Below are 23,411 nucleotides of genomic sequence, written 5' to 3'. Positions count from 1 at the left end.
ATTTTGATGTTCTTCTGGTAGGCAGTACTTTTCGGTAAAAATTAAGCCATTGAAAAAGACACGCATCGTAACGCTTATCAATTTGTTAGCTTTTGCATCAATTTGTTACAGTCAGACGGGGTCAATACCTGAGCAAACTATAGATACTGTAATCATACAATCTACTAGAATACAAAGTACTCTAGATAGAATTCCTGCCGCTGTTTCTGTAATTAAAACTGTACCACAAGATGCAACACGACAGCAATTATCACTACAAGAATATGTACAGGGAGTTCCTGGAGTTTTTACTCAAAATGTGACAAATTTTGCCCAAGATTTAAGAGTATCAATACGAGGTTTTGGGGCCCGATCTAGTTTTGGGATACGAGGGATAAAACTTATTGTAGACGGCATACCAGAAACTACGCCAGATGGTCAAGGGCAATTAGATAACCTCACTTTAGGAATTATAGATCGTATAGAGGTTATAAAAGGGCCTAGCTCGAGTCTTTACGGAAATGCCTCTGGAGGAGTTATTGATATAAAAACAAGGTCTTATGATTCAGAAAATATAGGTACTGAAATAAAGGTGGGCGCTGGTGCTTTCGGTTTTCAAAATTATCAAGCCACAGCAGCTATAGGAGACTCACTAGCGAGTTATATCTTTCACGCAAATTATATGCAGTCTGATGGATACAGAGATCAAAGTGGTTTTGAGCAAATTAATACTAATTTTAAAGGAAGATTTGCACTTGCAGACAGCCTTTATCTAACTACTATACTTAATTACACCGATGCCCCGCAGGCAGATGACCCAGGAGGGTTAACATTAGAAGAAGTAAATACAAACAGAAGACAAGCCCGCGATCGCAACCAGCTTTTTAAAACAGGAGAAGCTATCTCACAGCTTAAAGTAGGAGCGAGTTTAGAGTGGTTAATAAATAAAAAGAGCAGCTTCACCACCTATGGGTTTTATAGCAATAGGCTTTTTGATGGACTACTTCCTTTTGAAAATGGTGGCATAGTAGACCTCAATCGTAATTATATGGGTCAGGGAGCAGCCTATAGATATACTAAGGGTCATAATACCTTACAAGTAGGGTATGATTTTGCTTTTCAAAATGACAGTCGCCGCAGGTTTCAAAACCTTGAAGGCGAGCAAGGAGATCTTTCCCTTAGTCAAAAGGAGAAGTTTACAAACCTTGGAGTTTACCTTACAGATCACTTCAATATTAATAAATGGCTTTTTACCGCCGGGGCTAGATTTGATTACAATAAACTTTCGGCAGATGATGATTTTCTCAACGACGGGGATGATTCTGGGAGTGTGACTTTAAATTCTTTTAATCCAAGTGTGGGTGTGAGTTACGCTTTCGCGAAAGCGTTTATATCCTTTGTAAATGTGTCAACCAGTTTTGAAACTCCATCATTATCTGAGGTGTCTACGAGTCCAGATGGTCTCTCCGGCTTTAATGAAAAATTAGCTCCTCAAAAAGCAACAAGCGTTGAGGTGGGTGTAAAGGGAGCCTTAAGTAACAAGCTGCGTTATCAAGTAACCACTTTTAGTATAAACACACGTGACGACCTCGTTCCTTTTGAACTAGAAGCTTTTCCAGATCGCGAGTTTTATAGAAATGCAGGTAAAACTAACAGGCTAGGTGTTGAGATAGAGGGGCAGTATACCTTCTCAAAAAACCTGCAAGCCACAGCATCATATACCTACTCAGATTTTACTTATGATGAGTTTACCGTGGGAGATACAGATTATGCGGGTAATGCCTTGCCTGGTATTGCAAAGCATATGTCTACTTTGGGATTATTATATGATACAGAGGCAGGTTTTAGTGCACGGGTGAGTGCAAACTTTATAGGGTCACAGTTTGCACAAGATAGTAATGAGACAGCGATAGACGGCTACGAGCTGGTAAACGTACAGCTTAGTTACCAGACTCTGTTTAGAGAAATACAAATCAAGCCGTATCTTGGGATCAATAATGCACTCGATCAAGAATACACAGATAATGTGCGCATCAATGCTTTTGGCAATAGATTTTATGAGCCAGCACCTGGATTTACAATGTATGGAGGGGTTATTTTAAATTTTTAAAAAGTGACAGAATTACAAACATATGCTATCGCCATCATAGGAGCCTTAATAGCTGGAGGGATTAACACCCTTGCAGGTAACGGTAGCGCCATAACACTCACCATACTAACCGAGGTGCTAGGCTTACCTCCTAATGTAGCAAACGGCACAAACAGAATAGGCATTTTTACACAGTGTGCAGCAACCTCGTGGGTGTTTCATAAAAACGGGAGGCTTAATATCGCTCGTCATAAAAAGTACATTATTCCCATTTTTATAGGCGCGGTTGCGGGAGGCCTGCTTGCGATAAATGTAAGTAATGAGCAGTTTAGAGCTGTGTTTAAATTTATGATGCTCTTTATGCTTGTTGCTGTACTCGTAAGACCTAAACGCTGGTTGCGAGAGACAGATCTTGAGTTTAGACCTAAGTGGTATATCTACATTCCTCTATTATTTGCACTAGGCTTTTATGGAGGGTTTATACAGATGGGGATGGGAGTCTTCTTTCTTATTATTATGGTGCTGGGTATGCGTATGAATATCATAGAAAGTAATGCGCTTAAAGGATTTGTCATAGGTCTCTATACGTTACTAGTGATAGGTCTATTCCATTATCAAGGTCTTATTGACTGGAAACTAGGGTTTATTATGGCTGTGGGGCAAACTATAGGAGGTTTTCTCACCGCTCGCTTTGCTACAAAGTATAAGGGAGCAGATAAGGTGGCTTACTATGTTTTAATAGTAGTGCTCATAGCAGCCATTGCAAAATTATTTTTATTTTAAGTGTCCGCTTTCGCGAAAGCGTGACACCTACTCACATTATCAAAAAAAACTATTTATATGAAAAATCTCTATCTAGCAGCACTCACATTTATGTCACTTATGTTAATAGGATGTGGAGAGCAAGGTCAAACAGAAAAGCAAGAAGAGATGCAACCCAAAAAGTTGCGTGCACTCGTAATAGATGGTCAGAATAATCACGGAGTATGGCCTAAAACTTCGGTGATGATGAAATCTTACCTTGAAGAAACAGGCCTATTTATAGTAGACCTTCATCGTGCAAAATACTTGTATCAAGGGCCACACCACGGCACTGTAGATGGTATTAATCACGATAGTATAACAAAGCTGGTAGATCTATATAGATGGGAAGATTATAGAGTACATACCTCTACAGACACCATTACGCCAGACCCAAGTTTTAATCCACAATTTAATAAGTATGATGTGGTTATTTCAAATTTTGGGATGGACTCAAGCGAATGGACAGATGAGGTAAAATCTAATTTTGAGCAGTATATGGCAAACGGTGGGGGACTTGTAGTTATACACGCGGCAAATAATTCCTTTGGAAACTGGGAGGCCTATAACAAGATGATAGGTGTAGGTGGCTGGGGTCATCGTGACCTTACCAAAGGAAAGCAGATCTATTATAATGAAAATTATGAGCAAGTTATTGCACCTGTAAACGGTGAGGAATCTTCTCACGGCCCAGAGGTTGAGTTTTTAATTACGACCAGAGTGCCAGAGCATCCTATTATGAAAGACCTACCTGAAGAGTGGTTACATACTAAAGACGAATTATATGACCGCCTGCGTGGTCCTGCAGAAAATGTTACGGTGCTAGCCACTGCATACTCAGATGTTGAAGGTAATGCACAACCTTGGGCACCAGAAAATAAGGGATCTGGGCGTACAGAGCCATTACTTATGGCTATAAACTATGAGGAGGGTCGCGTGTTTCATACAGCGCTAGGACATATGGATTACTCTATGGAGGGTGTTGGGTTTATTACAACACTACAAAGAGGAGCAGAGTGGGCAGCTACAGGAAAGGTGACCCAAGAGGCACCAAAAGATTTTCCAACAAAAAAGAGCGCAAAAATGCGCTCTTATAATGCTTTATAAAAATGTAATTAAGCGGCAAGTCTCCCCTTAATACGTTTCTCTATTTTTTTCTTTTTTACAGTGAGACGTTTCATAACCTCCATAAGGTGGCTATCTTTTGTTTTTTTGTAAATCTCGTTTATGGCAAGAATGAGTTTCTTTCCTTCTCTAGAAGCGGCAACTCTGTCGCTTGTAGACATATGACTCATTGTTCTATTTTCATAAACTTCAGCTTGTTGTAAGAGGTCCATAACTAATTTGTTTAATTTTAGGTTAAATTAATTAAACATTTTCTATTTGACTAGAAATCTGAATCATTTATGATTATTTTATGATTTAAAAGCCTTATATGCAAGCCAAACCAAAAGCATTGTTAAAATTCTTTGAACCTGTTGTCTAGCAAGAAGTCGTTATCTGTAAGTGTTTTAAGAAAAGTAATGATTTTTTCTTTTTCATCTTGTGCGATGTCTAAGCCTAGCGTGCCATCTGGGCGTACAAGAAGTGGATCTAGATTATCACTTGCTGTAATACCGTCCGTATAAAAATCTAATACATCTTGTAGTGACTGCAATCTACCATCGTGCATATATGGAAAGGTGATCTCAATATTACGTAAACTGGGTACTTTAAACTTTCTATTATCTTCTGGTAAACCCGTGACACGTTCCCTGCCTATATCATTAAATGCTGGGTCTATCGCCAGACCATTATTGCGATATGTCTGGTCTGTTTGCAATGTGCCTGCGTGACAGCTAGCACACTTAGCATCAAAGAGAATGCGACCCGCATCTTCATCTGGGGTGAGTGTGACGGCCTCACCGCGTTCCCACTTATCATATTTTGAGTTTCCACTTATCATCATCACTATAAATTGTGATAATGCCTTAAATGTGCGCTCTGTAGTAATCTCTTGGTCACCAAAAGCATTTGCATATAACTGCGGATAGTTGTCATCATCGCGCAGTTTATTAAGCACATTAGAGATGGTTTCATTCATTTCTTTTTCTGCAGTTATGGGTATGATGTATTGTGAGTCTAAAAACGTTGCGGCACCATCCCAAGTGAAGTCTGCCATAAATGCTAAGTTATGTAACGGCTGTGCATTGCGACTACCTATTTGCCCATCTACACCGTGACTGGTGATATGTGTATGATGGGTAAATGCAAACTCTTGGATGTGACAAAAACCACAAGAAACAACTCCATCTGAAGCGAGCCTGCCGTCAAAAAATAGTCTCTTACCCAGCTCAAATCCTTGCTCTGTAGGTGGGTTTTGGGTAACGTCATACGTACTCTCCGGAAAATTTGAAGGGATCTCAAAATTAAGCGCAGGATTTGGTAACGGTGTGTAGCCATCATCTGTCATTACGCTAGTGTCATCTGTGCCTTCTGTAGAGCAGGAGATTGAGATGAAAAGCAGTATGTATAATAGTTGTTTCATTTATTCTATACTAAATGCTGTGCGTACATTTTCGGCAATTTTTGGAGCATTTTCTGGGTCTACTTGTATATCATCTTTGGCTACAAGAGACATTGTGTTTGTGCTGTCAAAAATCTTAGCCACATCAAAATTAATAGTTTGAGTTGTGGTGGTTGATGCGGTTACCGCTTTCGCGAAAGCGAGATTAATTTCCTTATAATTATCCAGATTTGCACCGTGACTCCCTACGTGATAAGTAAACGGGTTTGCATCATCTGTATCTACTGTGGTTGAATAAGTACCTTCAAATTTTAAAAACTTATATCCTGCAGACCAAGTCCATAACATACCAGCCTCCTCTGCGGTAGGAATAAAGTTTACAGATCCAGACTCAATAGGATAGCGAGTAGGATCTACACCAAAACCAAAATTTATACCCGTATAGTCACCTACTGGGATGCTATCTAGTAGCGCCGTTTTTGTACCTGCCTCGTTTATGACAAAGTAACTTCTATCTACCGGTATCGTATGGACGGTGTTATCTGACTTTGTAAGCTGTATGTTTGAGATAATATATTTTAGTTCTGAAACGCTGTACCCTTCGCCACTTAGGTTTGCATACGTTTGCGTGTTGAGTGTGAGTGGAGATGATGCAACGGTGTTCTCAAAGACTAGGTTTAAAGATCCATAAGCTGTATCCATTTCATCATTATCTTCATTGCACGATAGCAAGAGGAGTGCGATTGTACATAAAGCGATTAGCTGTTTCATAATATTAATTAGTTAAGTTTTATAATTACGGCATCTGTTGCTCCTTTTGAGGCAACTAGGGGGCCACTTGTGCTATCTGTGTCTCCAGAGATAATTAAAGCTCCATCTGTAGTGGCGGTGATGCCATAGCCAAAATCTTGACCATTCCCGCCAAAGGATTGTTGCTTGAGCAACTCGCCATCTTGATCTATAGAGACTACCCAGATGTCGTTCTGGCCATTGTTAGTCGTTACCTGTCCATCTAGGCTACGTGAGGCACCCGTTATAGCATACCCATCTGGTGTTTGTGTGATGCTACGAGTGGTTTCAAAATTGGATCCGCCTAGTGTTTTCTGCCAGAGTAGTTCTCCCTGGTCGCTTAGTTTTACGAGCCATATATCTGCGCTTCCGCGAAAGTTTGTTACATCTCCATCACTACTTCTCGTATCACCGGCTAGTAGGTAGGCTCCATCTGGAGTGGTGGTAGCTGTATATGCAATTTCTATCTGGCTACCTCCTAGCGATCGCTCCCAGAGTAAATCTCCGCTAGCGCTAAGTCTTACTGCCCAGAAGTCATAACTTCCTTGCGAGTCTGATATGTCAAAGTCGTTACTCTCTGAGTTACCTACCATAAGTATCCCACCATCTGGTGCTTGTAGAGCCACATATGACCTATCGTTATTTGTGCCTCCATAATACCTTCTCCACTCCAGGTTGCCGCTTGCATCTAGTTTATGACCCCAAAACTCTCCTACACCGTGTAGTGTAGCACGCGTATTATCGTTTGTGTTATTAGGGTCTTGTAAACCGTCATTACCTTCTCCTTGAGATGCTGTTACGTCTAGAAATCCTGAGGTAAAGAAGCCACCATCTGTAGTCTGTATGAGTCCATATGCCTGATCTGAACCCGAAAAGCCATAGCTTTTCTGCCAGAGTATATTGCCTTGTGTATCAAGTTTTGCAATCCAGTGATCATAAAAACCGGCATTTTCTGTCATATCACCATCGCTACTCTCGCTGTAACCTAGTATGGCATATCCTCCATCTGTGGTTGTAATTACTTTTGTGCCTCGGCTATCCTCACTTCCGCCATAAGTTTTAGACCATTGTATAGCACCATCTTGATCTGCTTTAACAAGCCACAGTTTATTAATCTGGCTGTCATTATCTGTCACGTCACCATCTACACTTTGTGTGTGGCCTAGAGCAGCAAATCCTCCATCTGGAGTAGCTGTAATGGCTTGAAAGGTATCCACCTGGCTTCCGCCATAAATGCTTGTGTATTGTACTGTAAAACCTTCTTCTGGAGTAACGGTGTCGTCTGTGTTTACTACATCATCTGTTATAGTAATATCGTCTGTAAGAAGCTCTTCATCATCTTTACAAGCAATGGCAATGATGAGAAGTATATAAAGGTAATAAGTACGCTTTCGCGAAAGCGTAAACCACATCATATTTATAAAGTTATTTTTTTTCATACTTAAGTGCCAGATTTACGAATTATAAAGAGGCCCCGTGTGATATCTGAAATGATAATGTTACCACTATCAAAATAAGGGTATACACTCCAAGCTCCACTAAACTCTGTAGCATCATTTTCTGGGTGTGTGTCAAAAGAACCAATGTCTGTTATACTCTCAAGACTACTACCGCTTATATCTGCAATGCGTAACCCTGCGGTGTAATTTGTCAGGTATAAATCAAAATCTTTTACATAGAGATTGTGGTCTATAGCTTGTGTAGGTCCAAAATAAGGACCGGTGTAAACGGGGTTGTCTAGGTCTGTAAGATCAAATACGAGGGTTCTAGTGTTAAAGCCAAACTCGGTTTCATCAAACTCATCATTTGCATAGTAAATCGTATGACTTTCATCAAACCAGCCTTGATGTATATAGCCTACGTTATCTTGACTTACGGTAGCTATAAGTTGTGGGTTATCTTTATCTGTTACATCTGCTATAACCACGACATCTTCATTGCTGGCTAGCAAAATTTCTCGGCCTACATAATCCATATCTGGACCGTTATAAGTTACCACTTGTGCATCGTGCGTATAGCCAGACCCTTCATAACCGCCTGCTGCAATAGGAGCAGATGGGGTACTTATATCTATAAAATGTGGACCGCCTAAAAATGTTTCTGTACCTACAACATAAGCAAATCCAGAATCTTCATTTATTACAATATTATGCGCATTGCCTATATCTGTATATAGCGCATCTGCATCAAAGGTTACGGGTGTATTTTGTGCATTGCGTAACCTTGTAAGGTCAAAAACTTGCATCCCGTGGTTTGCGGCTTCACTCACAATAAACGCGTGATTGTTATACACCTTTATATCTCTCCATCTTGAGTTTATAGATGCTGTAGGTAGTTTACCTATGATGGTTGGACTTTCAGCACTTGTAATATCTATAAAAACAGTACTTGCCTGACCACCTAGTAAAGCATACTCACGAGATGTTGTAGCATCTGTCCAGCCCCAAATATCATTAAAGCCTGGTTCCCCTATAGTCTCTTGTGATAGATGCGACATTAGATCATAGTTAGAGCAAGGGTATATGTTTGCCATTCCACCATCACAGGGTGTGCGTACAAGTATGTCTGTAACTACCTGTTCTGGTGTGGTAGGCGCTTCGGGTTCTGGTAACCCTGTGGCATCATCATCTTTACAAGAGAGAATGAGAAGTGCTAGAATGAGTATGTAAGAGGTTATCTTCATTGTATAATTAGTCGTGTAGTACTGTGGTCTGTTTTTATAAAGTAAACACCTTTATTTAATTCTCTAACAGATATAGTACCATTCTCAAGGAGTGTCTTTTCAATAACTTTTTGTCCCAGAACATTGTAAATCTTTACATCGCCTATAGGTTCTTTACTAGAAAGATGTACTTCATCTATTGCAGGATTTGGGTATATAGCTACCGAAATATCTTGGTTGTCTATATCATTAACGCCTAGAGAGCTGTTTTGTTTTACAAGAAAAAAACCACCGCCTCCACTTAGTACGATGTTGCCACTTTCAAAATATGGATAGACATTCCAAAGTCCGCCACCAAATCCCGCCGAATCATTTGCAGGATAAGTGTCAAAGAAGCCCATCTCTTCTATGTTGCCATTTTCTATAGCTGAAATATTGATAAGTCGCATCCCTGCGCGGTAGTTTGATAAATAAAAAAGATCACCCAGTACGTAGCCATTATGGTCTATCGCTTCTGTAGGGCCTTCATACTCAAAAGACAATATCGGGTTGTCAAGATCATTAAAGTCAAAAACGATAGTTCTCGTATTAAAACCAAAGTCTATCTCATCTGTTTCATCACCTAGTAAGAAGTATCGCTGGTCTTCTGTAAACCAGCCTTGGTGTGTATAGCCTATGGTAGGATAGGTAATTGTAGAAATCTCAACGGGATTTGCTTTGTCTGTTATGTCTACAAGCGCAACAATATTTGCATTACTTCCTATTAGTATTTCTCTACCCGTATAATCTGTATCTGGACCACTATAGGTTACTACCTGTGCATCGTGACTGTAATTATTGAGTCCATAACCTCCAGCTGCCGTAGGGTTTGTGGGGTCAGAAATATCTATAAAATGAGGTCCTCCATTAAAGGTTTGTGTACCCACTGCATATGCATATCCGCTCTCAGGATTGATTACAATATTATGTGCATTACCAAAGCCATCGTAGTGTGCATCTTCTGTAAATGTTACAGGAGTAGCCGTTATATCTGTAAGTCTTGTGAGGTCAAAAACTTGCATACCGTGTCCATTTGCCTCGCTTACTATGAAAGCGTGATTTTCATAAACCTTAATATCTCTCCATACACTTTCTGTAGTGTGCGTAGGCAAAGTACCTATAAGAACAATTTCATTTGGGTTTGATATATCTACAAAAGCAGTACCGTTGCCTAAACCTATGATGGCGTACTCTGTACCATCATCAGGATTAGTCCATCCCCAGCTGTCATTTACAAATGTAGTGTTGAGGTCTGCCTCAGTAAGTCTGTCTTGAAGGTCAAAACCTAAACAAGGAAACTCACCCGCCATTCCATTCTCACAAGGTGTTTGACTAGATAATAAAGTTACCTGAAAAAGGGTAAAAAGAATTCCAAGTAGTATGTTCTTAGTAATATATATTCTCATAGACGTGAGGATTAGTTTAGATAAATATACTAATGCAACAAGTGAGACGGGTAATTCCCTACAAAGGATTACTCTATTTAACACTTACCTAGCTGTCATATTAGTTTTTATTGATCTTTAGAAATAGGTTTGATTATCTTTGCGCCTATGTTAGAAGATAAAAATCAAGAGCGCACATCATTATCAGAATTAGGTGAGTTTGGACTTATAGACCACCTTACAAAACACTTTAAAATACACCATACATCTACAGTAAAGGGTGTGGGTGATGATGCTGCAGTTCTCAATTTTCCAGATGAGCAGATTGTCGTTACTACAGACCTGCTTGTAGAAGGGGTGCATTTTGATTTAAGCTATGTACCTTTAAAACACCTTGGGTACAAAGCGGTAATGGTAAATCTATCTGATGTATATGCGATGAATGCAGAAGCTACACAGATTACCGTATCAATAGCAGTTTCTAATAGGTTTCCCCTAGAGGCAATAGAGGAGTTATATGCAGGTATACAGACTGCGTGTAATAATTATAAGGTAGACTTAGTGGGAGGAGATACAACCTCGTCTAACGTAGGTCTCGTTATAAGTGTTACCGCAATAGGTAAAGCAGCTCCAGAAGAATTAGCTAAAAGATCTACAGCAAAGGCTGGTGATTTACTTGTAGTGTCTGGAGATGTAGGAGCAGCATATATGGGATTACAAATCTTAGAAAGAGAGAAAGCTGTTTTTAAAGTAAATCCAAGTAGTCAGCCAGACCTTGAGCAATATAGTTATCTTATAGAAAGACAGCTCAAGCCAGAGGCACGTAAGGATGTAAAATCTATCTTACAATCCCTAGAAGTACAGCCTACATCTATGATAGATGTGAGTGATGGCTTGTCATCAGAGATATTACACATTTGTAAAAATTCAAGTGTTGGATGTAATCTGTATGAGGATAAAATTCCGCTAGATCCACAAGTGATAAGTAGCTGTGAAGAGTTTGAACTTGATAGCACAACCATCGCATTAAGTGGTGGAGAAGATTATGAGCTGCTGTTTACTATTAAACAGGAAGACTTTCCAAAAATTAAGGCAAACCCTAATTTTTCAATCATAGGCCATATGACTGAAGAAAAAGAAGGAGCTCACCTTATTACAAGAGCAAATACTAAGATACCTCTTATAGCTCGTGGTTGGAATGCACTTTCTAATGAAGACTAGGAAGTACGTGACATTTTAGTGATGTAAAAATTTTCGTACACCTCATTAATGCGACGCATTTTTGGGGTAAGTGGGGTGTAGTGGCCGTAACCATCTAGCGTATATTGTTTTTTACAGTGCGTGCATTCAAATTCTTTTAAATGTGACTGGTAACGCTTTGTAAGACGATACTTGTGTCCAAAAATTTTACAAGCAACAGCGGCTAGTTGATTTCTTTTAGGTTGTAGGGGGGTAATTTCTATGGATTTCATTTCTTATGATTTGGGATATCAAAGTAAATAAATATCTATCAAATACACAAATATATCGACCAAAAGCATAAAAATTAATTTATATGTTAAAGTGGCTTAACGATTTACAAGTAGGGAAAGTGTAAAATTTCCTATTAGTTTTACCTACTTTAGGTCTAATCCAGACCTGAAGATGCTGTTACAAATTCTTCCAGAAGCTTAGCCACTAGCTCTGTGTGTGAGATATGAGACATATGGCCGCTATCTATGATTTTAAAAAATGCTATGTCTTTTTCAAAGTGGTCTTTATGAGTTTCTGCATTTATAATCCAGTCTGTAGCTCCTAGTATCATTCCTTGTGCAAAGGGAGCTTTTTTCCAGAAAGCGCTATGGTCCTCACGTACTTGCATTCCACTATTTGCTGCAATATATCCTTGTACAGGAGTTTTTAATGCGTGATCTAGGGCTACACTTATTTGATCGTGGTGGTTTGCTTTTGTCTTGGGGTCAAAAAGATTTGTAAAAGACATACGTACTAGCTGCTCGTACTGTGTTTTTGCCATTTTATTTGCCCTTGTGCGCAATGCTACGCGCTCATCGTCATCTGGTAGTGGTGTCGAGTTAAGTAAACAAAGTGATGTGATACGTTCTGGTTGCGCTTTCGCGAAAGCGAGACCCACATAACCACCCATAGAGTGGCCTACTAGATGCATTTTTGTGATTCCTAGAGTGTCAACCACTGTTTGTACAGCGGCCGCCATATCTTCCATAGTGTGCACATATCCAGTATTACCAGAAGCACCGTGTCCCAAAAGGTCAATACAAATGACTCTATGTCGAGATGCAAGTTTACTTTGTATAGCGTCCCACATAGTATGGTTTTCAAGAAAACCGTGAAGCAAAATAATAGGTGTGCCAGATCCTGTATCTGTATAAAAAATGGAAGCACCTTTGTGGTTAATGGTCATTAGTTCTATATTGGAGGGCAAATATCAAGCAACCTATGAGAATGACCAAACAAACCTTCATTACAGCCTTTGCGCTGTTCTCTCTTTTTTTTGGCGCAGGTAACTTAATTTTACCTCCATTCTTAGGCTATAATGCCGGGAGCTCTTGGTGGTTAGTACTTTTAGGTTTTATTGTGTCTGCAGTTGTGATACCTATACTCGCCATCTATGGGCACGCTAGATTGCAAGGTACAATGCTAGATTTTGCAAAAAAGGTATCGCCACTATTTGCTTTATTATATGGTATAATTGTTTATGCTATCTCTATTGCTTTACCAGCGCCTCGCACTGCCTCTGTAACCTATGAGATGGCTATACAGCCATATTTTGATATCTCAAGTTTAACCTTAAGTAGCCTCTATTTTATTCTTGTCTTAGTTTTTGTGCTCAATAGGTCAAAAATGATGGACATTGTAGGTAAGTATCTCACTCCAGCTATATTAATTATTCTAGCTATTGTAATAGGTGTAGGTCTTTTTGGAGAATATGAGCCTATGCGCGCTTCTATTTTTGACAATACAATTACGAGCGGTATACTTGAAGGTTATCAAACTTTTGATGCTATAGGAGGTGTTGTAGTAGGAGGTGTAATTGTCATATCATTAGGATTTAAAAATAGCACCCCTACCGAAAATAAGAGAATCATCACACAAGGAGGAATCATTGCTGGCTTAGGATTGTTATTTATTTATGGCGGCCTTATCTATCTAGGTGCTTTGCGTAGCGGAGGTGCAGAAGTAACAGATCGAACGGCTTTATTATCTATGCTTAGTGTAGACACACTAGGAGCTGTGGGTAGTAGAGTACTTGCGGTATTAGTTAGTCTTGCCTGTTTTACAACGGCTGTAGGTATTGTGACAGGTACATCAGATTTTGTAAAAGGGATTTTTAATAATTCGCAACTTGCATATAACATAACTGCGGTACTAGGTTGTGTGCTGGGCGTGGTAATGGGACAGCTAGATGTAATGTCTATTATTGCCGTAGCCGTACCTGCACTTATGTTTATTTATCCTATAACCATTGTGTTGATTATCCTCAATGCCTTACCAAATAGGTGGACAACGGTACTTGTATTTAGGTCTGTAGTGATTGCGACTATTTTATTTAGCGCGCCAGATTTCTGGGCGTCATTAGGCTTTAGTGAGCAAATGAAGGGTATACAAGAATTTATACCCCTAGGCACGGTAAGCTTAGGCTGGTTATTGCCTGCTGTGATAACACTTATTGCGGTAAATGTTTTTACGCTTTCGCGAAAGCGTACTACTTAAGATTGTAATTTTTTAATGGCAGAAAATGCTCTGTCTACAAGCTCATCTTCTACCAGAATTATAAATTCATTTGTAGTTGAAATCACCTCTTGAAGCGATATACCTTCCCAAGCAAGGCGTTTAAAAATCTGATAATATAAGCCAGCAACAGCTGTATTACCTTGTGGCAATCGTATACTTATAGCCGAAAGGTTGCCTTGAAAATTGAGTATGTTTTCTGTTTTAAAGTGATCTCTTATGTGCGCCTCTTCACTAGCAGAGCTTATGAGTGTGCTCTCGTGTATACCGCGTGTAAACGTGTAAAACACCTGCTGGTTTGTAGCGATGGTACTAAGTATCTGAGCGTGATTTTGGATAAGAGTTCCAGAGTTTTGAAATGTAAAAACGATTAGTTTTGATCGTACCGTGATATCACCTAGACCATTAAGGACCTCCTTGAGTCGTAATGATTTTTGAGTATCTGTAGGAGATGCATATCGTCTCAACGCCATAAGTATAGCGCCGTCTTTTACAGGCTTTTTAAGCATCTTAGACACTAGCGGATTTAAGTTTTCGGCTAGTGCGGCATAGTTTATTATCTTTTGAGATAATGCTTCTTCTAGGTAGGGCTGCTTTGCAATAATGGCCGCTACGCAATCTGATATTGTATTCAAATCGTTATATAATTAACATTTTGTTCAAAATTAGTCTATTTTCTTCATTTATGCGGTTAGAATGAGTCACAGAAATACATTTGTATAAAAATGTAACCTATGCAAGTATTAAAATTTGGAGGAACCTCAGTAGGATCTATTGAAAATATGATCTCTGTACGTCATATCATAGACTCACCGCAACCTAAGATTGTTGTACTATCTGCAATGTCTGGTACTACAAATGCTCTTGTTGCTATTGCAACTGCAGCACGAGAAGGTGACGTAGCTACAGCACATAAAACAAGAGGAGATTTACAATCTAGATATGATGATGTTATTGAGCAATTGTTTACAGATAAACATATTAAATCTCTGGTTATAGGGTATGTAGATGAGGTGTTTGCAGAGGTAGAGAGAATTACGGTAGAGAAGGAAATCACCTTGCAAATGGAAGAAGCTATTGTCGCTCAAGGTGAGTTGCTGTCTACATTTATATTTTGTCATTTTTTACAACAAGAAGGACTTAGTGCGGCTTTATTACCAGCATTAGAGTTTATGAGAATAGATAAGGATAATGAGCCAGACCAGTTTTATATACGTCAAAATCTTGAGCGCGTGATAGAAAATGCGGGTCAGCATACCATTTACATCACTCAGGGTTTTATATGTCGCAACTATAGTGGTGAGATATCAAACCTACAACGAGGAGGAAGCGATTATACAGCAACCATAGTAGGTGCTGCAATTGAGTCTAGCGAAGTGCAAATCTGGACAGATATAGACGGTTTTCATAACAACGACCCGCGGTTTGTAGAGGAGACAAAAGCAATAAGTGCCCTCTGTTATGACGAGGCAGCAGAGCTCGCTTACTTTGGCGCAAAAATATTACACCCTCAGACTGTACAACCCTTGCGAGAAGCGCGCATCCCATTACGTTTAAAAAATACAATGGAGCCAGATGCATCTGGTACTGTAATAACACACAAGTCGCAAGGTGAAGGAATTAAAGCAATAGCTGCCAAAGATGGTATAACCGCACTTAAAATAAAGTCGAGCAAAATGTTACTCGCCCACGGTTTTTTAAGCAAAGTGTTTGACGTGTTTGCACGCTACGAGACATCAATAGATATGATTACCACATCAGAAATCGCAGTGTCACTTACCATAGATAACACGAGTAATCTTGATGCCATTTTAACTGAGCTTGTGCAATTCTCACAAGTTGTGGTAGATGATAAGCAAAGTATAATATGCTTAGTGGGTAATGCGGTAAACCGTCATCCAGATACGCATAAACTTTTTCAAGTACTGCAAGATGTTCAAGTGCGTATGATTTCCTTTGGAGGGAGTGATCATAACATATCTATACTAGTTGCCACAGAAGATAAAAAACGAGCACTTTCTTTATTGCAAGAATATATGTTTGCAACCCCAGTTGCTTAATTAGAGAATCTAATAAAAACAAAAGCCCATCATTTTTATAAATGATGGGCTTTTTATATGATGTTACTAGCGTGTCTAGCTATTCATTAAATCTTCTATTTCTTGTACCGTGATAGGGATATCACGCATAAGATTAAAAGGCTCGCCAGACTCTTGGATAACCACATCATCCTCTAGTCTAATCCCAAAACCTTCATCTGGAATGTAAATTCCTGGCTCTACGGTAAAGACTTGATTTGCCTGCATAGGTTCGTGTAATAAACCATAGTCGTGGGTGTCAAGGCCTATGTGGTGAGAAGTACCGTGCATAAAGTACTTCTTGTATGCTGGCCAGTCTGGATTTTCATTTTGTACATCTGCCTTGTCTAGTAGTCCTAAGCCTAGTAGCTCAGAAGTCATAATCTTACCTACCTCTACGTGGTATTGCTCCCATAAAGTTCCTGGTACGAGAAGTTTTGTGGCCTCGTCTTTTACTTTTAATACCGCGTTGTAAACAGCTTTTTGTCTATCTGTAAAACTACCATTCACTGGTATGGTGCGCGTCATATCACTAGAGTAATTTGCATACTCTGCACCTACATCCATAAGGATGAGGTCTCCAGCTTTACACTGCTGGTTGTTTTCTATATAGTGAAGTACGTTTGCATTATTTCCAGAAGCAATAATAGGGGTGTAAGCAAACTTTTTAGAACGGTTTCTTAAAAACTCGTGTATATATTCTGCCTCAATCTCATATTCCCATACCCCAGGTTTTACAAATCCAAGCACACGACGGAAACCTTTATTAGTAATATCACAAGCCTTTTGCATAAGGTCTAGCTCTATTTGATCTTTTACAGAGCGCAGGCGTTGTAAGATAGGGTTGCTCTTTGCTACACTGTGAGCAGGGTACTTTACTTTCCACCATTTTGTAAAGCGATCTTCACGAGTCTCTGTCTCAACACTTGCTCTGTAGTGCTCATTAGTATTGACATATACCGTCTCTGCATAGGTCATAAGTTCTGCAAATACTTTTTCTAGGTCTTGCAGCCAGAGTACCGTTTTAACTCCAGAAGTAGCTGTGGCTTTTTCTTTGGTAAGTTTTTCACCTTCCCAGACAGCTATATGATCATTTGTTTCTCTTACAAAAAGAATCTCGCGATACTTCTCTTTTGGACAGTCCGGAAACATAACAAGCACAGACTCTTCTTGGTCTACACCACTTAAGTAAAAAATATCACGGTGTTGCTCAAAAGGGAGTGTACTATCTGCACTCACGGGGTAAATGTCATTACTATTAAAAACGGCTAGACTATTTGGCTTCATTTGTGCCATAAAGTTTTTGCGGTTTTTTATAAAAAGTGCGTTGTCTATAAGGTCGTATTTCATTGTAACTCTTGATTAGAATGTAAAAATACAAATTTGGGTACGCTTTCGCGAAAGCGTAACAACTCATAACCCCAAAAAAGGACTTCTACTTGTTAAACTAAATCCAAAAGTTTTCTTAAAATAAGTCCTTTGCGTATTTTCATTGCCTTATAAAATCCAAACCAAATGAACATACGTTACTTTCTAGCATCTGGAGCGCTGCTTTTTGCGCTTGCAAATGGAAACTCACAGCAAGCTGCATCTACAACGCAACAACAAGAGCAGGCTGTTAAAGAAAAAATGCTAGCAGCTCAAAATAGTCTTGTAAAAAATATTCCTTTTGAAAACATAGGTCCTTCTATTATGAGTGGCCGTGTGGTAGATCTAGCTATTAATCCAGATATGCCATCAGAGTTTTATGTAGGTTATGCTTCTGGAGGTTTGTGGTATACTAATAATAATGGGACCACATTTACCCCAGTGATGGATAATGCTTCTACACAAAACGTAGGAGAAGTAACAGTGCACTGGCCTAGTAATACTATCTGGGTAGGTACGGGAGAAAATAATGCATCGCGCTCTAGTTATGCAGGGATAGGTCTTCTCAAATCTACAGATGGTGGCAAGACTTGGAAAAATATGGGTCTTACAGACTCGCACCATATAGGGCGCATCCTTATTAATCCAGAAAATCCAGATGAGGTTGTGGTAGGTGCTGTAGGACACTTATACTCAAAAAATGAAGAACGTGGAGTTTATAAAACTACAGACGGTGGTCTCACCTGGAAAAAGACGCTGTATGTAGATGATGCCTCTGGTATCATTGATATAGATAATGATCCAAATGATTTTAACCTGATGTATGCCTCTTCTTGGGAGAAGGATAGAAAGGCGTGGAATTTTGAAGGCTCTGGTAGTGGCTCTGGTATTTACAAGAGTACAGATGCTGGTGACACTTGGACAAAGTTATATAGCTTTCCTGCTGGTAAGGGAGTAGGTCGTATAGGTCTTGCAGTGTATGATAAAAATACGGTGTATGCTGTGCACGATAGCCAGTTTAGAAGAGAAGAGGGTAAGAAAAGACCACAAAAATCTGATGCTTTATACAAAGATGATTTTAAAACAATGAGTGTTGCTCAGTTTTTAAGTTTAGATAACAAGCGACTCGATAACTTTTTAAAGTCTAACGGCTTTCAAGAAAAGTACAGAGCTGCAAACGTAAAGTCTATCGTGAGACAAGGTGATGCTGTGCCAGCAGATATTGCAACCTATTTACAAACGGCAAACACACAGCTTTTTGACACACCTGTAGTAGGAGCAGAGGTATATAGATCTAATGATGGAGGGAAGACCTGGAAAAAAACACACAAAGGATACATAGACGCGCTTTACTATAGTTACGGCTATTACTTTGGAGAGATTAATGTAAATCCGTCAGATAAGGAAGATATCTACATTTACGGAGTGCCTATTGTAAAGTCTAAAGATGGAGGTAAAACCTTTACAAGCATAAGTGCAGAAAATGTACACTCAGATCATCACGCATTATGGATTAACCCAAAAAATGAAAATCACCTCATAAATGGTAACGACGGTGGTGTAAACATAAGTTATGATGATGGTGCAAACTGGATAAAAGCAAACGACCCTTCTGTCGGGCAATTTTACTACATACAGGTAGATAATCAAGAGCCTTACAACGTGTATGGCGGTCTTCAAGATAATGGTGTATGGGTTGCACCTAGCAATGCATCACAAGATAAATCTTGGTTGCAAAGAGGGCAGTACCCTTGGGAGATGATTATGGGAGGAGATGGTATGCAAGTGCAGGTAGATAATAGAGATGCAAATATTGTGTACACTGGATTTCAATTTGGGAGTTATTATCGTATTAACCGTGAGACGGGTGAAAACAAGAGATTTGATATCAAGCACGAGTTAGGAGAAACGCCTTATCGTTTTAACTGGCAGACGCCTATCTTACTAAGTAGTCATAACCAAGACATCTTATATCTAGGTGGTAATAAGTTAATGCGATCTATGAATCAAGGTGATGACTGGGTAGCTATAAGTCCAGATCTTACTAACGGCGGTAAGCCGGGTAACGTCGCTTACGGTACACTCGCTACAGTTTCAGAATCTCCGTTTGAGTTTGGACTTATTTATACAGGTAGTGATGATGGTAAGGTAAGTGTAACGACTAATGGTGGTGGCGACTGGAAAGATATTACAGGTACATTGCCAAAAGACTTATGGGTATCTCGCATTGTGGCAAGTGAGCATAAAAAAGAGCGTGTATATGTAACCCTTAACGGTTATAGATGGGATGATTTTAAAACCTACGTTTATGTTTCTGATAATTATGGGGAGACTTGGAAAGACATTTCGGCAAACATCCCTATGTCTCCGGTAAATGTTATTGTAGAAGACCCAGTAAAGGATAATATCGTTTATGTAGGTACAGATAATGGTGCTTATGTGAGTCTAGATGGTGGTACTTCTTATCACGCTTTCGCGAAAGCTGAATCTGGAGACAGCACAGCACCACTTCCAGCTGTAGCCGTACACGATATGAAAATTCAAAAGAAAGCAAACCATCTCTTGCTAGGAACCCACGGAAGAAGCATCTACAGAACAGATCTTAGTGCCATTCAAAACGTGTCTCTTGATAAAACGGCAGAGATTTTTGATATCGCCGAAGTTGAACATAGCCGAAGATGGGGAACAAGCTGGAGTAACTGGTCTGATCCTTTTGAGCCATCTACGCCTATAAGTTACTACACGAGCAACGCAGGTAAATACGAGTTAGTCGTAAAAAGTACAGAAGGAAAGGAGTTAAACCGTATGGCGGTAAATCCAGCAGCGGGAATTAACCAAGTCTCGTATGACTTAACGATTACTGAAAAAGGAAAAAAATATCTTGAAAAAGCAGATAGTTCTCTCAATATTAAGAAAACAAAAAACGGAAAATATTATCTACCTAAAGGAACATATACTGTCGTTTTAGACGGTGGAGGAGGTAATACAGAAGTTGCAACTACCACGCTGTTAGTTGAGTAGTAGCACTTTTAAAATCTTTTTTAGAACCCATTGCCTCTTAAGATGTAATGGGTTTTTTAATGTCTCGTAAGTCTTTTTCAAAAATTTTGAAAGTGTTTAATCATATATAGGTTTAGGTAGGAGGTGATTGTTAAATCTTGAACAGCTGCGTTAAGGTTTTTATAATGATTCTAAATAGTAAGAATACAAACGCTCTAAGGTTGCTAAAACAACGTTTGCGCCGTATTTTTGTTGGGATTATTCCAAACTAAAACTAAATGAGCGGATTATTAAAATCTTCAATAGGGCGTAAAGTAGCAATGGCACTTTCCGGACTCTTTCTTGTGATCTTTTTGACACAACACTTCGTGATCAACAGTACAGCTGTAATTGATCCAGATACGTTTAATGCTTGGTCCCACTTTATGGGTACAAACCCATTAGTACAGTTTGCGTTGCAACCTGTGTTAATCTTTGGAGTGGTTTTTCACTTTGTGATGGGCTTTGTGTTAGAATTACAAAACAGAAAAGCGCGTCCTGTTAAGTATGCAAACTATAAAGGAGGAGAAGCAGCGCCTTGGACTTCTCGTAATATGATTTTATCAGGTCTGGTGATTCTTGCGTTTTTAGGTCTTCACTTTTATGATTTCTGGATTCCAGAGATGATTCATAAATATGTTGAGTTTGCTCCAGAAGATCCTACAAGATATTATGCAGAGACTGTGCATAAATTTGAAAGCCCAGTGCGAGTAGCACTTTATGTAATATCATTTGTATTACTTGCTTTACACTTATGGCACGGGTTTGCTTCTACTTTTCAGTCTGTTGGTTTTAATAATGCATACTCAAAAGCACTTTCAAAATTTGCAAAGGTTTGGGCAGTTGCAATACCAGTAGGTTTTATACTTATCGCAGTGTATTTACACTTTAACCAACTTTAAAAATTATAGCTATGGCATTAGATTCTAAAATACCTCAAGGACCACTAGCTGATAAGTGGACAAAACATAAAAATGACATTAATCTTGTAAACCCTGCAAACAAGCGTCTTATAGATGTAATAGTTGTAGGTACGGGTCTTGCCGGAGGATCTGCAGCAGCAACGCTTGCAGAGCTTGGGTATAACGTAAAAGCTTTTTGTTTTCAAGATTCACCTCGTCGTGCACACTCTATTGCTGCACAAGGAGGTATAAACGCCGCAAAAAACTATCAAGGAGATGGAGACTCAACATACCGTTTATTTTATGATACGGTAAAGGGTGGTGATTACCGCTCTAGAGAGTCTAACGTATACCGTCTTGCTGAGGTTTCGGCAAATATTATTGACCAGTGTGTCGCACAAGGAGTTCCTTTTGCACGTGATTATGGTGGGCTATTAGACAACCGTTCTTTTGGAGGGGTGCTTGTGAGTCGTACCTTCTACGCAAAAGGTCAAACAGGACAACAATTATTACTAGGTGCTTACTCTGCGATGAACCGCCAGATAGGTCGTGGTAAGATTAAAATGTATAACCGTCACGAGATGCTAGACATCGTAAAAGTAGACGGTAAAGCGCGTGGTATTATAACACGTAACTTAATAACAGGTGAGATAGAGCGTCACAGTGCGCACGCCGTTGTGTTAGGAACTGGAGGATATGGTAACGTGTTCTACCTTTCTACTAACGCGATGGGGTCTAACGTAACTGCTGCTTGGAAAGCTCACAAACGTGGTGCTTACTTTGCAAACCCTTGTTATACTCAAATACACCCTACGTGTATCCCAGTATCTGGTGATCACCAGTCTAAGCTTACCCTTATGTCTGAGTCATTACGTAATGATGGTCGTATATGGGTGCCTGCAAAGAAAGAAGATGCAATTGCAATACGCGAGGGGCGCCTTAAGCCTACAGATCTTAAAGAAGAAGATAGAGATTACTACCTAGAGCGTCGTTACCCAGCATTTGGTAACCTTGTACCTCGTGATGTTGCCTCAAGAGCGGCAAAAGAGCGTTGTGATGCAGGCTTTGGTGTAAATAAAACAGGAGAGGCCGTTTACCTTGACTTTGCTTCGGCAATAGAGCGTTATGGTAAAGAGCAAGCATATGTACAACACCTTGATGCAAATGATAAGGCACTTGTAAAGAAGCTAGGTCAAGAAGTTGTAAAAACAAAGTATGGTAACTTATTCCAGATGTACAACAAGATTGTAGATCAAGATCCATACAACACGCCTATGATGATTTACCCAGCGGTGCATTACACAATGGGAGGTCTATGGGTAGATTATAACTTACAGACTACTGTAGAGGGGTTATATGCAATAGGAGAAGCAAACTTCTCAGATCACGGTGCAAACCGCCTAGGAGCTTCTGCTCTTATGCAAGGTCTTGCAGATGGATACTTTGTACTACCATACACAATAGGTGATTACTTATCACACGATATACGTACGGGACCTATCTCAACAGATACTCCAGAGTTTGAAGAAGCAGAGCAAAATGTACGTAAGCAAGTGGATGCCCTTGTAAATAACGAAGGAACTAAAGCTGTAGATTATTTCCATAAAAAGCTCGGAAAGATTATGTGGAACAAATGTGGTATGTCTCGTAACGCGACAGATCTACAGAGCGCCATAGATGAAATCTCTGCACTACGTGATGAGTTCTATAAAGAAGTAAGAGTGCCAGGTACTCAAAATGAGTTTAACGAAGAGCTTGCAAAAGCGTTACGTGTGGCAGACTTCTTAGAGTTAGGTGAGCTATTTGCAAAAGATGCACTTACTCGTAACGAGTCTTGTGGAGGTCACTTTAGAGAAGAATCTGTAGAGCTAGACGGACCGCAAAAAGGAGAAGCACTACGTGATGACGAAAACTTTACATTCGTATCTGCGTGGGAGTATAAAGGAGCGCCAAAAGATGCAGTATTGCATAAAGAAGAGCTCAACTATGAGAACATTGAAGTAAAACAAAGAAGTTATAAATAAGAA

Annotated in this window: 19 protein-coding genes; 9 read left to right on the top strand and 10 right to left on the bottom strand. The window is 39.5% G+C overall.

Annotated features, from left to right (window positions below):
* Positions 1-49 precede the first annotated feature (49 nt).
* Genes ACJJVM_RS05930 through ACJJVM_RS05920 form a run of 3 tightly spaced genes read left to right on the top strand, consistent with a single transcriptional unit; the run spans position 50 to position 3,976 of the window.
* Complete coding sequence (locus ACJJVM_RS05930; RefSeq protein ID WP_405211088.1) at positions 50-2,089, top strand: TonB-dependent receptor family protein; 2,040 nt, start codon at positions 50-52, stop codon at positions 2,087-2,089.
* 3 nt (positions 2,090-2,092) lie between these two features.
* On the top strand, positions 2,093-2,851 hold the full coding sequence (locus ACJJVM_RS05925) for a sulfite exporter TauE/SafE family protein (RefSeq protein ID WP_038598944.1): 759 nt from the start codon (positions 2,093-2,095) through the stop codon (positions 2,849-2,851).
* 57 nt (positions 2,852-2,908) lie between these two features.
* Positions 2,909-3,976, top strand: coding sequence for a ThuA domain-containing protein (locus ACJJVM_RS05920; RefSeq protein WP_405211087.1), 1,068 nt, complete (start codon positions 2,909-2,911; stop codon positions 3,974-3,976).
* A gap of 8 nt (positions 3,977-3,984) precedes the next feature.
* Here the strand turns inward: ACJJVM_RS05920 and ACJJVM_RS05915 are convergent, their stop codons facing one another.
* The 6 genes from ACJJVM_RS05915 to ACJJVM_RS05890 all read right to left on the bottom strand — a co-directional run bounded on the left by ACJJVM_RS05915 (position 3,985) and on the right by ACJJVM_RS05890 (position 10,271).
* The gene (locus tag ACJJVM_RS05915) at positions 3,985-4,206 is read right to left on the bottom strand and encodes a hypothetical protein (RefSeq protein ID WP_035327058.1); all 222 of its coding nucleotides are present in this window, start codon (positions 4,204-4,206) and stop codon (positions 3,985-3,987) included.
* A 122-nt stretch (positions 4,207-4,328) separates the two neighbouring features.
* On the bottom strand, positions 4,329-5,396 hold the full coding sequence (locus tag ACJJVM_RS05910) for a cytochrome-c peroxidase (RefSeq protein ID WP_405211086.1): 1,068 nt from the start codon (positions 5,394-5,396) through the stop codon (positions 4,329-4,331).
* Complete coding sequence (locus ACJJVM_RS05905) at positions 5,397-6,146, bottom strand: MbnP family protein (protein WP_405211085.1); 750 nt, start codon at positions 6,144-6,146, stop codon at positions 5,397-5,399.
* 8 nt (positions 6,147-6,154) lie between these two features.
* A complete protein-coding gene (locus tag ACJJVM_RS05900) occupies positions 6,155-7,603 on the bottom strand; it encodes a hypothetical protein (RefSeq protein ID WP_405211084.1) in 1,449 nt (482 codons plus the stop codon).
* Positions 7,604-7,605: 2 nt separating this feature from the next.
* On the bottom strand, positions 7,606-8,847 hold the full coding sequence (locus ACJJVM_RS05895; RefSeq protein ID WP_405211083.1) for a choice-of-anchor B family protein: 1,242 nt from the start codon (positions 8,845-8,847) through the stop codon (positions 7,606-7,608).
* Positions 8,844-10,271, bottom strand: coding sequence for a choice-of-anchor B family protein (locus tag ACJJVM_RS05890; protein ID WP_405211082.1), 1,428 nt, complete (start codon positions 10,269-10,271; stop codon positions 8,844-8,846). The genes ACJJVM_RS05895 and ACJJVM_RS05890 overlap by 4 nt, the downstream gene beginning before the upstream one ends.
* Positions 10,272-10,418: 147 nt before the next feature.
* Here ACJJVM_RS05890 and thiL point away from each other — a divergent pair, with 147 nt between their 5' ends.
* A complete protein-coding gene (gene thiL / locus ACJJVM_RS05885) occupies positions 10,419-11,471 on the top strand; it encodes a thiamine-phosphate kinase (RefSeq protein ID WP_298352966.1) in 1,053 nt (350 codons plus the stop codon).
* Here thiL and ACJJVM_RS05880 read toward each other — a convergent pair.
* Positions 11,468-11,722: a hypothetical protein gene (locus tag ACJJVM_RS05880; RefSeq protein ID WP_038598960.1), complete on the bottom strand. Its 255-nt coding sequence runs from the start codon at positions 11,720-11,722 to the stop codon at positions 11,468-11,470. The two genes, thiL and ACJJVM_RS05880, sit on opposite strands and share 4 nt — an antisense overlap.
* A 155-nt stretch (positions 11,723-11,877) precedes the next feature.
* The gene (locus tag ACJJVM_RS05875) at positions 11,878-12,669 is read right to left on the bottom strand and encodes an alpha/beta fold hydrolase (protein ID WP_405211081.1); all 792 of its coding nucleotides are present in this window, start codon (positions 12,667-12,669) and stop codon (positions 11,878-11,880) included.
* A gap of 35 nt (positions 12,670-12,704) precedes the next feature.
* On the opposite strand from ACJJVM_RS05875, the gene brnQ reads away from it, so the two are divergent.
* Positions 12,705-13,979 (top strand): branched-chain amino acid transport system II carrier protein, encoded by a 1,275-nt coding sequence (brnQ, locus tag ACJJVM_RS05870; protein WP_405211080.1) that lies wholly within the window; start codon positions 12,705-12,707, stop codon positions 13,977-13,979.
* On the opposite strand, the gene ACJJVM_RS05865 is transcribed toward brnQ, so the two are convergent.
* Positions 13,976-14,632, bottom strand: coding sequence for a hypothetical protein (locus ACJJVM_RS05865; RefSeq protein ID WP_035327077.1), 657 nt, complete (start codon positions 14,630-14,632; stop codon positions 13,976-13,978). The genes brnQ and ACJJVM_RS05865 overlap by 4 nt on opposite strands.
* Before the next feature lie 99 nt (positions 14,633-14,731).
* On the opposite strand from ACJJVM_RS05865, the gene ACJJVM_RS05860 reads away from it, so the two are divergent.
* Positions 14,732-16,057 carry an aspartate kinase gene (locus ACJJVM_RS05860; protein WP_405211079.1) on the top strand — a complete coding sequence of 442 codons (1,326 nt, stop codon included), beginning with the start codon at positions 14,732-14,734 and terminating at the stop codon, positions 16,055-16,057.
* Positions 16,058-16,132: 75 nt separating this feature from the next.
* Here ACJJVM_RS05860 and ACJJVM_RS05855 read toward each other — a convergent pair whose 3' ends face one another.
* Positions 16,133-17,425 carry an aminopeptidase P family protein gene (locus tag ACJJVM_RS05855; RefSeq protein ID WP_405211078.1) on the bottom strand — a complete coding sequence of 431 codons (1,293 nt, stop codon included), beginning with the start codon at positions 17,423-17,425 and terminating at the stop codon, positions 16,133-16,135.
* Between the two features lie 165 nt (positions 17,426-17,590).
* Here ACJJVM_RS05855 and ACJJVM_RS05850 point away from each other — a divergent pair, with 165 nt between their 5' ends.
* From ACJJVM_RS05850 to ACJJVM_RS05840, 3 genes are all read left to right on the top strand, one after another.
* Entirely contained in the window at positions 17,591-20,464 is a 2,874-nt protein-coding gene (locus tag ACJJVM_RS05850) for a WD40/YVTN/BNR-like repeat-containing protein (RefSeq protein WP_405211077.1), read from the top strand.
* Between the two features lie 257 nt (positions 20,465-20,721).
* Positions 20,722-21,384, top strand: coding sequence for a succinate dehydrogenase cytochrome b subunit (locus ACJJVM_RS05845; protein ID WP_405211076.1), 663 nt, complete (start codon positions 20,722-20,724; stop codon positions 21,382-21,384).
* Between the two features lie 11 nt (positions 21,385-21,395).
* Positions 21,396-23,408, top strand: a complete 2,013-nt coding sequence (locus ACJJVM_RS05840) for a fumarate reductase/succinate dehydrogenase flavoprotein subunit (RefSeq protein WP_298352995.1) — start codon at positions 21,396-21,398, stop codon at positions 23,406-23,408.
* Positions 23,409-23,411 lie beyond the last annotated feature (3 nt).

Origin of the sequence: Dokdonia sp. Asnod2-E02 (assembly GCF_045063915.1) — a bacterium.
GTDB lineage: Bacteria > Bacteroidota > Bacteroidia > Flavobacteriales > Flavobacteriaceae > Dokdonia.
The sequence above is the reverse complement of the archived record's forward strand: the minus strand, read 5'-3'. Positions and strand labels throughout refer to the sequence as shown.